Origin of the sequence: Pseudoalteromonas sp. 10-33 (genome assembly GCF_001469195.1) — a bacterium.
In the GTDB taxonomy this organism is placed as follows: domain Bacteria; phylum Pseudomonadota; class Gammaproteobacteria; order Enterobacterales; family Alteromonadaceae; genus Pseudoalteromonas.
Window position 1 is genome coordinate 227999 of record NZ_LOFI01000025.1, and the last position, 12034, is coordinate 240032.

Here is a 12034-nt window from a genome sequence, read left to right on the forward strand (position 1 = left end):
ACAGATTACATTATCAATAAACTTAGTAACCTTATCATTAAACACTATAGCGCTTTTTGCCCAGCTAGCAGCCCCCCAAACAACTAAAAATTAACACTTTTTTGGTTATTAGCGATTAAATTAACAATTATCGCAGCCGACAACACAAATATTAGTGTTTATATTTGTTCGTCGGATCATTACAGCATTAAGAACTCCTAGTTTTAAGAGGTAGATAATATATATCAAAGTTAGGCGTGAAATATCCCTAAAAGGGAGCTGTTTCTGATATTATTTCTAACGTTAAAGTTATAGGTAATTTTAAGGGACGGTATGAGCCAGGCACATTTTTTAACGCAAGGAAGTACAATACTGGTTGGCGAGTGGCTTTTAAACATTGATCGGCAAAGCATTAGCGATGGCGACATCGAAAGAGAGCTAGATCCTCTATTATTCAAACTACTAACTTACTTTATTGAAAATGATGGACGAATAATTTCTCGTAAAGAATTGGCTGATAATATTTGGCAACAAAGTTTTGTAGATGACAATGCAATTAATCGCGCTATTTCAGAATTGAGAAAAGCATTAAAATCTACGAAACAACCCGGCCAAAGTATCAAAACACACTACCGTAAAGGCTATAGTTTATTTCTTCCATTGAGCTCACTACCTAAAGAATCAATCATACAACCAAAAAATCTAAAAACGAATATTTGCCCTGAAGCTTTACATGCACAACAACTCACTAAGCCACTAAAGAAAGCATATAATTCTTGGCTTATTATAATTGCTTTAATTTTAATCACTACCGCCTTATGGCTCTACTCAGAACCAGCCAAAACTAAAAGTAACTCCTCATCTTCAGCTCCTTTTTTGATGTTAAAAGGTGAAACTATTTCTTGGCATAAAGGGCTTTATGCCAAGTTATTATTACCTCCTGATAAAAGTAAATTAACTTATACACTTACAAACGAAGAACAGAAAATGCGTAGTGACTTATACGTGATGGACCTCAAAAACAGAAAGGAATATCTAGTAGACTCAGGCAATGTTACCTCACTTGGTTGGTCCGGTGATGGTGAAAGGCTATTTTACTATAAATGTTCCAATAGCGATTATAGTAGCTGTATGCAATGGCAAGCTAGTAACTTAAAATCTGGTAAAATCGAAAAGGAGCTAATGCAAAGTCACTCAATTGAAGGAACAAAAGTAACGCAATACAATGAGGTAGGTGACATAGCGATATTTCGTCGCAACAAATACCGAGGGGTTACTCATCTCAATGCCTTATATGCTTATGATAAAATTACAAAAGAAGAGTTGCGTATCACTACACCTAATATTGCAGGGACTGGCGACTATTTCCTGACATCTATATCTAACCCGAATAGAATTATTTTCGAACGTCACAACTTAGGACAGTCTGAGATATATATGGCTAATCTGGATGGAAGTTCTTTGAAGCGACTAGCAACCAGCTCTCACAGGATATGGGCGGCAACTTTCTCAGAAGATAGTAATTCATTAATTTGGTATAACCGATTTGATTCAAAAATTGGATCATATTCTCTCGCTTCAATGCAATTAGAACAAGCGATTGAAGCACCGATTGATGCGGCAAACTATGTTTACCCCCTTAGTAAAAAAAGCTTACTAATTAGCACTGACTTGCACGACTATGATGTGGGTATCCTAGATTTAAAAACTACGACCATGAATTATATTGCCTCAGCAGATAGGCATGAGCAAGACGCCATAGCATTAAATAATGAAAAAACCTATTTCTCCACTCGTTATGGACAAAAACTGAAGCACTGGTTAAAAACTAATAATCAATATTTCAACATTACAGATAAATTAGGTACTGAAAAAAAGATTATAGCAGCAAATTCAACTAGTACTCGGCTCTTAAGCTACAGTAATAAACAGCTTGAGATATTAAACGCTAAAGACTACAGTGTGATTAAACAATGGAAAATACCTCATCAGGTAAACTTCGCTGCAATCAAAAATAATAAAGTAGCAGTTATATACACCAATGCCGATAGCCAGAACAATGAGCTAATGTTACTAAACACTGAAAATAACAATAAAGTTATTAGTGATATTGATACACCTCTTTCACTCGCTTGGTTTGACGACACCCGACTAATTGTAAATGCTAAACACAAGCAATTCCTAATTTTTAACAGTCTAACTAATACCTATAGTATGCTGGAAACTCCAGATAACATAACTCATATAAAACCATCATTAATCACTATGGCAAGTAACGATACAACTCTTTTTTTAGCTACCTATCAAGAAGTTTACAATGTTGCCCTAAATACTATGCAAGACCCAAAAAGCGTATTTAAAATGAAACCATATGACTATATCCTTAATATAAAAGTAAACAATGATAAGTTGGCTGTTTCATTTGTATCAACCAGCAACCTAAATAGTATTAAGCTTTACTCTGAGAATACACCAAAATATTAGAGCTTTTTTAGAGTAATAGCCTCACTTTGGTTTAAGAATTAATGCAGATGGCAAGAAATTTATTTGTAAGATTTAGCTAAGCTCTAGGTTCTAAAGTTTGTAATATAAGGTACATCATAGCTGCCTAAATAATTTGCAGAGCCACCTATCTGATAGATATTATCGTTCCTTACTTATAATTTTCGTAAATTTTGTCTAATGGCTCCGAAAGGCCACTTTCTTGCACTATGCGTACATGCTCACGTTTAAGCTCTCGTGCACTTGTTACGCCGCATGAGTGAGCAATAAGCCCCACGCCATAGTGAATATACTTATTGTAGTTAGCCACTCGCTGCGCTTTATCAGCAACGTTTAAACCGCGCTGTAAGCGTTCGTTATGAGTAGTAATACCGGTAGGGCAAGAATCTTTGTTACATTGCATTGCCTGAATACACCCTAATGCAAACATATGCCCGCGCGCCGACACAACAAAATCAGCCCCAAGCGCTAACGCCCAAGCAACTTTAGAAGGCACAATAAGCTTACCCGAAACAATGACTTTAACGCGATCTCTCAGTCCATGTTTTTCAAGCATATTAACTACTAGCGGTAAACTTTCACGAAGCGGTAATCCCACAGAGTCCATTAAGGGTTGAGGGGCGGCACCGGTTCCACCGTCGGCACTATCAATAGTAATAAAGTCAGGAGCTGACTCTATACCACGGTGATTTATTTCAGCAAATAAGGTTTCTAACCAGCCATACGCACCAATAACGGCCTTAAAGCCAGTTGGTTTACCTGTAGTATTTCGTACCGTTGCAATCATATCGAGAATATCACTGGGGTTTTTAATTTCAGGGTGCCCATTTGGACTAATAGAATCTTCCCCCTCAGGGATACCGCGTATTTTAGCTATTTCCGCATTTACCTTGCGCCCTGGAAGCATGCCTCCCTTGCCGGGTTTAGCACCTTGGCTCATTTTAAGCTCAAACATTTTAACCTGCTCGTGTGCTGCAACCTGTTTGAGCTTTTCGATACTGAGTTGCCCACTTTCATCGCGTACCCCGTATTTAGCAGTACCAATTTGAAAAACTAAATCGGCGCCCCCTTCAAGGTGATAAGGGCTCAAGCCACCTTCACCCGTGTTCATCCAACAGCCTGCGAGCTTTGCTCCTTTAGAAAGAGCACGGACAGCGGGTTTAGACAGCGCACCAAAGCTCATTCCCGATACATTAAATAACGAATTGGTTGAATAAGGTGTTTGGCAATAGGGCCCAAGCGTTACTTCACTTGGCGCAAGCGCTTCCTCATCAAGCGTAGGAAAGGCGCAGTTCATAAACATGACCGTACCTGTGACCTCTAAGCTTTGTGTAGATCCAAATGCCGCAGTACGGTCTACGTTTTTTGCAGCACGGTAAACCCAACTTCGCTCAGCACGGTTAAAAGGCATTTCTTCTCTATCAAGGGCAAAAAAGTACTGTCTGAAAAACTCGCCTTGGCGTTCAAAAAAATACCTAAAGCGCCCAATTACCGGGTAATTTCGTCTAATTGCATGCTTTGTTTGTGTAACATCGCGGATATAAAAAATAACGACAATTAAAACCAGCAAACCTAAAAAAACAATAAATAGACTCGCAAATACATCAATACTAAACATTATAAAATTATTCATTGTAGGGTTCGCTGCTGTAAAAATAAAAAAGTGCTATGCCCAACATGACACAACACTTTTATGCATTCAAGAATTAACCATTTGTAAGTTAACTCTTCTGTTTGGCTAACTCTTCATTAATATACAAACGTACTTGCGCCTCTAAAACTGATAAAGGAACAGACCCATGGCGTAATACCTGATGGTGAAACTCCCTAATATCAAAATTTTGCCCAAGTGCTTGCTCAGCTTCTTTACGTAAACGTTTAATTGTGAGCTCACCAATTTTGTACGACAGCGCTTGGCCAGGCCAAGTTATATAGCGATCCGTTTCGGTTTTCACATTGTGTAACGACAACGCCGTATTTTCGCTCATAAACTGCATAGCACGCTCTCTGCTCCAGCCATACATATGCATACCAGTATCAACCACTAAGCGAGCCGCTCGCCACATTTCGTAAGTTAAACGGCCAAATCGGCTATATGGGCTTTGGTAAAAACCGGCTTCAATGCCTAAATACTCAGAGTAAAGCCCCCAGCCTTCACCAAAGGCCGATAAATACGCATCTCGACGATAGCTTGGCAGGGTTTCTAGCTCTGCATTCAATGATATTTGTAAATGATGGCCAGGTACAGCCTCGTGTAAAGTCAGCGCTTCTAGTACATACAGTGGGCGTTTATCAAGTGCGTACGTGTTTACCCAATAATACCCTGCCTCATCATCCCTATTTGACCCAGAGTAGCGACCCGTTGTGTATTTAGGTGCAATGCTCGCAGGTACAGGCGCAACACCATATGGTTTACGGGGTAACGTATGAAACAGCTTTGGTAGTTGCGCGTCCATTTTTTTAGCTATGTATGCTGCTTCTTTTAGCAGTTGCTCTGGTGTAGTTGCATAAAATTGCGGATCGGTTCGTAAAAAGTGGATGAACTCTGCAAATGTTCCCTCAAATTCAACTTCTTTTATGATTGCTTCCATTTCGCCGCGAATGCGGGCTACTTCCTGTAACCCCAGCTCGTGTATTTCTTTAGGGGTCATCTCGGTAGTGGTGTAATATTTTGCTCTATTTTTATAAAACGACTCCCCGTTTGACGTATTTGAAATCCCTATGGTAGTGCGCGCACCGGGGCGGTATTCCTGTGTAAAAAAAGCTAAATAATTTTTATACGATTCAATTACTTTATCTTTTATTACCAATTTAGCCTGTTGTTGAAGCGATTTAAATTCACTCTCAGGCAACCCTGCACTATTTTTTAAAAAAGGTTTGTAAAACTCAGATGTTGTAACATCATCAACTATATAGGCCAATATTGACTCTTCGTACCCTTCAAGTACCGCTTTAGGTTGCGTTAAACCTGTTTCAAGACCCTTTTTCATCCAATAAATGTTTTGTTCAAAAAAGCGAGGAACCTGAGCCAAACGCGCTAAATAAGTTTGATAATCTTGCAGTGTTTTGTATTGGCTACTCTTTACAATATACGATAAGCCAGAATGAAAACCGTACTCAGAAGTTAACGGCATGTAATGAGTATTAAATACATATTCGTCAACACTGTTTTGTACCTGCGCCCGAATAATGTTGAAGTTTATTTGGTTTTCAGCATTTAATTTATTTGTGTTAATTGCATCTAACTCAGCCAAAAATTGAATTTTTTTATTGTATTGCTGCTCTAAAAACTCAGGCGATAAATTAGCCAACAAATAACCATTAACGCCCTCAGTGTTAGCATAAGGACTCATAGTTTGTCGGTAATCTACAATGCTGTTAGCTATCGCTGTAAATTGACTATCGACGTTATGGTTTGTGGTTTGACAGGCACTTAAAGTACATAAAAACGTCATGCTGATGAGCGTATTGCGTATTGGCTTGAGTAATAAATGATTCGTCATAATAAAGTTTAGTCAGATAATGAATTTCACAAAACTATCGCAGACTCAGTAAATAGCAAGTAAATGAGATAAGCATCGTTGCTGAGAGTGTCTTTTAGGTTTAAAACTTACTTAACGTTAAACTCAAAACACTGCTTATGGTACGCCTCTTATTTTAATACTAAAAACACAATTGTAAGGTGAGTGTCTAAATAAAAACCAGCCCTATAAAATACCGTTTAAAATATTTATTAAACGATAAATCATATTAAATGAGTTAAAAACAAGCCTAATTGATGAGAAAAGCAGCTATTAAGCGACTAAAGTAAAATTTAAGTTCCCTTGGCCCTATTTTTGCTTTTTAATAGCAGTTATAACAATTACTGTATTAAAAAAAATAATAAAAAAGCTCGGACGCACAATCGACTCATGGAATGAAATTATAAATTAAGCATTGATGCGTACTTAGTTGGTATTAAATAATGATGTTCCATGATTCCATGGCTATTGCTCAAGAGAAAATGACTCAAGTGTGTTTGTTCTTAGAACGTTATGCATTGCCGCCAACGCCCCTGAATTTTCAAGTTGTATACACCTATGTTAGCCAAGCAAATCTAAAATTAAATAAAACATTAGATCGCGCTATTTCTACCGATGAAAACATTGATGGTGTATTAATAGAGCAGCTTTACTTTGAGTTTTTAAACATCGGACACAATACGCAAGTGTCGATGATTCAAAACGTAGACGGTGTTATTACCTCATTATCTAACAATGCACAAAATACAGAAAAGCAAATCAGCCGCTTTGCTGATCAAGTGAGTGAATGTGTCCATTCGCTTGACGAAAATAATATAGAACAAAGCCGCCAAGCACTTAATAAACTTGATAAGCAAACTGCTGAGTTACTCGCCCAGCATAAAAAGTTTAAGCAAGAGCTAGCTAGAGCTAAAAAACTACATGAAAGAACACAAAAACAACTTTCTCAACTTCGAAAACAACACATTATAGACAGTCAAACCGGTTTATTTAAACGTCATTATTTGACCCAGCAAACTGAACTTTGGACAAACCAATCCAAGTCAATTTGTGCCATTGCCATTCAAATAGATAACTTAGCCCATTTTGTGGATAACTTTGGCGATGTTATTGGTGAAGTCATTTTAAATAAAGTGGCTAAACAAGTTCAAAAGTATGTGATGCAAAGTGGTTTACCAGGGCGTACTGCTAAAGATCAGTTCACTGTTTTACTAGCGGACATTGACCCTGAAACAGCAATTCTCATTGCTGAAAAAGTCCGTAAGGGCGTTGAAAAGCTGCGTTTTGTAAGTTCAAAAAGTGGTGCAAAACTGCCTAGTATTAATTTATCATTAGGTATTGCCCAGCATCAGCAAAAAGAAGACTTTAACCAACTGGCTAAAAAAGCGTCTCATGCGGCATTTAAAGCCCGCTCACTTGGTCAAAGCAGTTTTACCGCCGGTCAATAAAACACCTGATAAATCATATTCAAATTGCACCTTCGGTGCACAATAAAGTACACTAGTACTTATTGCCACGATAGAGATTAATCATGAACGAAACCCCTGAAAAGACCACGCACTTTGGCTACAAAACTGTTGCTGAAAATGAAAAAGCATCAATGGTTGCAGACGTATTCCACTCTGTTGCGGCTAAGTACGATGTAATGAATGATTTAATGTCTTTTGGTGTACACCGTTTATGGAAACGTCAAACTATAGCCAGTTCTGGCGTTCGTAAAGGCCATCATGTACTCGATTTAGCAGGTGGTACAGGCGATTTAACGGCAAAATTTAGTCAACTAGTCGGTGAAACTGGCCAAGTGGTTTTGGGCGATATAAATTCATCTATGCTCAAAGTAGGCCGTGAAAAGCTTCATAACTTGGGCCTTGTAGGCAATATTGACTACGTGCAAATGAATGCTGAAATGCTGCCATTTCCAAATAATAGCTTTGATGTGATCACCATTGCCTTCGGTTTACGTAATGTAACCGACAAAGATAAAGCACTGCGCTCTATGTACCGCATATTGAAGCCAGGTGGTCGTTTATTAGTATTAGAATTTTCTAAGCCAAAACATGAAGCACTTAGCAAGGCATATGACTTTTACTCGTTCAATTTACTGCCAACAATGGGCAAGCTAGTTGCTAACGACAGTGAGTCTTACCAATATTTAGCAGAGTCGATTCGTATGCACCCAGACCAAGATACGCTTAAAGCAATGATGAATGAAGCTGGATTTGAACAAACAACGTATCAAAACTTAACTGGCGGAATTGTTGCCCTTCACCGTGGTTTTAAATATTAAGGCACAGAGTCATGGCGCTTGATCAAGCAACTGAAAAAACCAGTGATGATACAAATACATCAACCTTTTTGATGCTACCCCACTTTGTACTTTCGCTTATTGAGCGCATTTTAAACCAAGCACTTAAACTCGACCCTAACGTTGCCCACAAGCTAACTACAGTAAAACAAAAGCGTTTACTTGTTGAAGTTAGAGACTGGCAACAAACCATACAACTTGTTTTTGCTGACGAAAAATTACACCTTTATACCGCAGATAACAGCGATTATAGCGATTGCATGATCAGCGCTGATATCGACACGCTTGTTGCACTTAAAAACCCGGCCATACTTACTCAGTTAATTCGCCAAGATAAACTTGATTTACAAGGTGATTTGAATATAGCTCAAGCATATAGCGGTGCATTTTCGGAAATAGACATAGATTGGCCTGAGCAACTATCAGCGTATATCGGCGATGCACCAGCTCAACAACTTTATATGCATTTAATGTCGCTAAAGCATCAAGGAAGTAAAGTAACAGCAAAACTAAGCTCTACACTTACAAGCTTATTTCAAGACGAATTAGCAGTCACTATTCACCCTTTAGAACTTGCACAATTTAAACAACAAAATAGAGAACTAAAAGGCCAAGTTGCCGCTATAGAGCAGCGTATAAACACTTTATTAAACGCTATAACACGCTAAGGACTTTTTGTGTTTTCTTCACGATTGTATTACATCACTAAAACATTACTTAGCTATGGTTTAGACGAATTAGTACCTAAAAATAAAGCGCCTTGGTTTGCAAAAATTGCCAGAGGGTGTTTATTTTGGTTACGAAATCAGCATAAAGAAAAACCTGCCGGGCTGCGCTTACGTTTAGCATTACAAGATCTGGGCCCTGTATGGATTAAATTTGGTCAAATGTTGTCAACACGTCGCGATCTACTTCCTCACGATATCGCGCAAGAGCTTGCCTTTTTACAAGACCAAGTTCAGCCTTTTGAAGGCGAACTAGCACAAAAAATTATAGAAAATGCACTTGAAATTAATGATATTAGCGAGCTATTTAGTGAATTTTCACAAACGCCATTAGCATCCGCCTCAATCGCACAAGTGCATACTGCAACGCTTATTGACGACAATAATATTGAACAAGATGTGGTTATTAAAGTAATTCGCCCAAACATCCATGAACAAATAAATGCCGACTTAGCATTAATGGAAAAGCTCGCTCAAGTACTTGCCAATGTACATAACGAATCAAAACGTTTGCGCCCCGTAGAAGTAGTAAAAGAGTATAAAAAAACACTGCTTGATGAATTAGACCTAATGCGTGAAGGCGCCAATGGCATTCAATTAAAACGTAATTTTGAAGATTCTGATGCGCTTTACATCCCCACTGTTTATAGCGATTACAGTCGAAGCAACGTGTTAGTCATGGAGCGCATTTACGGTATACCCGTGTCAGACACCGAGTCGTTAATAGCGCAAAATACAAACATGAAATTGCTTGCAGAACGTGGTGTAGAAGTGTTTTTTACGCAAGTATTCAGAGATAGTTTTTTTCATGCTGACATGCACCCAGGTAATATTTTCGTATCTCGCGAGCACCCCGAGAACCCAAAATATATTGGTATAGATTGCGGCATTGTTGGCACCCTAAGTAAAGAAGATAAACGCTATTTAGCAGAAAACTTTATCGCCTTTTTTAATCGCGATTATCGTCAAGTTGCACAACTGCATGTTGATTCTGGTTGGGTCCCTGAAGATACCAGTATAGAAGAGTTTGAGTTTGCTATTAGAACGGTGTGTGAGCCTATTTTTAATAAGCCCCTTGCTGAAATATCATTTGGTCATGTGCTGGTAAATTTATTTAACACTGCGCGTCGCTTTAATATGCAGGTGCAACCACAGTTGGTATTACTACAAAAAACTTTACTGTATGTAGAAGGGCTGGGAAGGCAACTTTACCCTCAGCTTGATCTATGGAAAACTGCTAAACCCTTTTTAGAACAGTGGGTAAAGGAACAAGTAGGTCCATTGTCTGTGTTAAAACAAATGTATGCAAACTTACCGTTTTGGGCAGAAAAAATGCCTGAACTTCCCGATTTGATTTATCAAAACCTAAAGCGTCCCGCACGCAAACAAGTGCCTATACAACCAGTATCTCATAAACCTTTAGTGCTTAGTTTGTTGGGGAGTGCTACTTTGGTGGTGTCAGCATTGTGTTATTTACAGCATGATTTCATTGCTGCAGGTCTTACAATAACCTGTTCTGTCGCATGTTTTATTGCTGCTTGGCGACACACATAAACAAAGTGCTATTTGCAGTTTAGAGCGTATAATTAGTATTTAAAATATACATTTAATCATTTTATTAATTGGAGAAAACCATGGGATTGGGCGGCATTAGTATTTGGCAATTATTGATTGTTTTAGCAATCATTGTACTTCTTTTTGGTACTAAAAAATTACGCGGCATGGGTGGTGACTTAGGCGGAGCTGTAAAAGGGTTTAAAAAAGCAATGTCGGATGAAAAACCAACTGAAACAGAGACACCTGAACAAATTCAAAAATCGCAAAATACCGCAGCCACAGACACAGAAAAAACCAAAGACAGTGATAAGGTTTAATTAACATGGGCATGTGGGAGCTAATTGTTGTTTTTATTGTAGGCTTAGTTGTACTGGGGCCTGAGCGTTTACCCGTAGCAATAAGAACAGTTAGTCGCTGGATCAAAACGGTAAAATCTCTGGCTAACTCTGTTAAAGCTGAGATCAGTGAAGAGCTGCGCGTACATGAACTCCACGAAAATCTAAAAAAAGCTGAACAGCAAAACCTGCAAGATTTAAGCCCTGAGTTGCAAAGCTCTTTAAGTGAGCTAAAGCAAGCTGCTGAATCGGTAACCCACAGCTATAAAAAACAGCCAAAAGAATCAGAACCAAAACAAATTATTGATGAAAAAAAGTGAATTTAATTTACCTTTATGTGGTCCACTTATTAAATGGTATGAAGAATAATGGCTGAAGAAGTAAAATCGGGATTTGTAGCTCATTTAATAGAGCTACGCGACAGACTTATAAAGTCACTGTTGAGTATATTAGTTATTTTTATTGCAATAGTGTATTTTGCAAATGATATCTATACGTTTGTTGCGCAGCCGTTAGTGTCTCATTTACCAAGCACTGCAACCATGATTGCAACCGATGTAACTGCTCCCTTTTTCGCCCCATTTAAACTGACATTATTTGTCGCTTTATTTGCCTCTATACCCTGGATATTGCATCAAATTTGGGGGTTTATAGCTCCGGGGTTATACCAACACGAAAAGAAAATGCTGATGCCAATTCTTGCTTCAAGCATTTTACTATTTTATGGCGGTATAGCATTTTGCTATTTTGTAGTGCTACCCATTATTTTAGGTTTTTTTACCAATACAGGTCCTGAAATGATGACTCTCGCGCCAGATATAAGTAGTTACTTAGGATTTGTATTAAAACTATTTTTTGCGTTTGGTGTGGCATTTGAAATTCCGGTTGCCATCATGCTGTTATGCTGGAGTGGGGCAACCACAACTGCGAGTTTAAAAGAAAAACGCCCTTACATTGTGGTGGGTGTTTTTGTAGTAGCGATGTTTTTAACACCGCCCGACGTTCTATCACAAACACTTTTAGCATTCCCTATGCTGCTTTTGTTTGAATTAGGTTTAATTTTAGCGAAATTTTACACCGCTAAACCACGAGAAGAAGTTGAGGAATAAA

General features: G+C 38.3%; 10 protein-coding genes. 8 read left to right on the top strand and 2 right to left on the bottom strand.

The features are described from left to right. The first annotated feature begins 312 nt into the window (after nt 1–312). Nucleotides 313–2463, top strand: a complete 2151-nt coding sequence (locus tag ATS76_RS15115) for a winged helix-turn-helix domain-containing protein (protein WP_058552740.1) — start codon at nt 313–315, stop codon at nt 2461–2463. Between the two features lie 169 nt (nt 2464–2632). Here the strand turns inward: ATS76_RS15115 and ATS76_RS15120 are convergent, their stop codons facing one another. Both ATS76_RS15120 and ATS76_RS15125 read right to left on the bottom strand, forming a co-directional pair. Continuing rightward, on the bottom strand, nt 2633–4114 hold the full coding sequence (locus ATS76_RS15120) for an FMN-binding glutamate synthase family protein (RefSeq protein ID WP_058552741.1): 1482 nt from the start codon (nt 4112–4114) through the stop codon (nt 2633–2635). 88 nt (nt 4115–4202) lie between these two features. Continuing rightward, on the bottom strand, nt 4203–5984 hold the full coding sequence (locus tag ATS76_RS15125) for a DUF885 domain-containing protein (protein WP_058552742.1): 1782 nt from the start codon (nt 5982–5984) through the stop codon (nt 4203–4205). Between the two features lie 479 nt (nt 5985–6463). Here ATS76_RS15125 and ATS76_RS15130 point away from each other — a divergent pair, with 479 nt between their 5' ends. The 7 genes from ATS76_RS15130 to tatC all read left to right on the top strand — a co-directional run bounded on the left by ATS76_RS15130 (nt 6464) and on the right by tatC (nt 12033). Continuing rightward, nucleotides 6464–7450 carry a GGDEF domain-containing protein gene (locus ATS76_RS15130; RefSeq protein WP_058552743.1) on the top strand — a complete coding sequence of 329 codons (987 nt, stop codon included), beginning with the start codon at nt 6464–6466 and terminating at the stop codon, nt 7448–7450. 83 nt (nt 7451–7533) lie between these two features. Continuing rightward, on the top strand, nt 7534–8289 hold the full coding sequence (ubiE, locus tag ATS76_RS15135) for a bifunctional demethylmenaquinone methyltransferase/2-methoxy-6-polyprenyl-1,4-benzoquinol methylase UbiE (RefSeq protein WP_058552744.1): 756 nt from the start codon (nt 7534–7536) through the stop codon (nt 8287–8289). 11 nt (nt 8290–8300) lie between these two features. Then, complete coding sequence (locus ATS76_RS15140; protein WP_058552745.1) at nt 8301–8975, top strand: ubiquinone biosynthesis accessory factor UbiJ; 675 nt, start codon at nt 8301–8303, stop codon at nt 8973–8975. A 9-nt stretch (nt 8976–8984) separates the two neighbouring features. Then, complete coding sequence (gene ubiB / locus ATS76_RS15145) at nt 8985–10586, top strand: ubiquinone biosynthesis regulatory protein kinase UbiB (protein WP_058552746.1); 1602 nt, start codon at nt 8985–8987, stop codon at nt 10584–10586. An 80-nt stretch (nt 10587–10666) separates the two neighbouring features. Then, nucleotides 10667–10906 (top strand): Sec-independent protein translocase subunit TatA, encoded by a 240-nt coding sequence (gene tatA / locus ATS76_RS15150; protein WP_058552747.1) that lies wholly within the window; start codon nt 10667–10669, stop codon nt 10904–10906. A gap of 5 nt (nt 10907–10911) precedes the next feature. Further along, nucleotides 10912–11244 carry a Sec-independent protein translocase protein TatB gene (tatB, locus tag ATS76_RS15155; RefSeq protein ID WP_058552748.1) on the top strand — a complete coding sequence of 111 codons (333 nt, stop codon included), beginning with the start codon at nt 10912–10914 and terminating at the stop codon, nt 11242–11244. 48 nt (nt 11245–11292) lie between these two features. Further along, nucleotides 11293–12033, top strand: a complete 741-nt coding sequence (gene tatC, locus ATS76_RS15160) for a twin-arginine translocase subunit TatC (protein WP_058552749.1) — start codon at nt 11293–11295, stop codon at nt 12031–12033. Nucleotide 12034 lies beyond the last annotated feature (1 nt).

Bases quoted from the DNA above. Each gene is read 5' to 3' on its own strand.
- ATS76_RS15120 (WP_058552741.1), bottom strand. From the start codon at position 4,114: ATGAATAATTTTATAATGTTTAGTATTGATGTATTTGCGAGTCTATTT.
- ATS76_RS15125 (WP_058552742.1), bottom strand. From the start codon at position 5,984: ATGACGAATCATTTATTACTCAAGCCAATACGCAATACGCTCATCAGC.
- tatA (WP_058552747.1), top strand. From the start codon at position 10,667: ATGGGATTGGGCGGCATTAGTATTTGGCAATTATTGATTGTTTTAGCA.
- ubiE (WP_058552744.1), top strand. From the start codon at position 7,534: ATGAACGAAACCCCTGAAAAGACCACGCACTTTGGCTACAAAACTGTT.
- tatC (WP_058552749.1), top strand. From the start codon at position 11,293: ATGGCTGAAGAAGTAAAATCGGGATTTGTAGCTCATTTAATAGAGCTA.
- tatB (WP_058552748.1), top strand. From the start codon at position 10,912: ATGGGCATGTGGGAGCTAATTGTTGTTTTTATTGTAGGCTTAGTTGTA.
- ATS76_RS15130 (WP_058552743.1), top strand. From the start codon at position 6,464: ATGGCTATTGCTCAAGAGAAAATGACTCAAGTGTGTTTGTTCTTAGAA.
- ATS76_RS15140 (WP_058552745.1), top strand. From the start codon at position 8,301: ATGGCGCTTGATCAAGCAACTGAAAAAACCAGTGATGATACAAATACA.
- ATS76_RS15115 (WP_058552740.1), top strand. From the start codon at position 313: ATGAGCCAGGCACATTTTTTAACGCAAGGAAGTACAATACTGGTTGGC.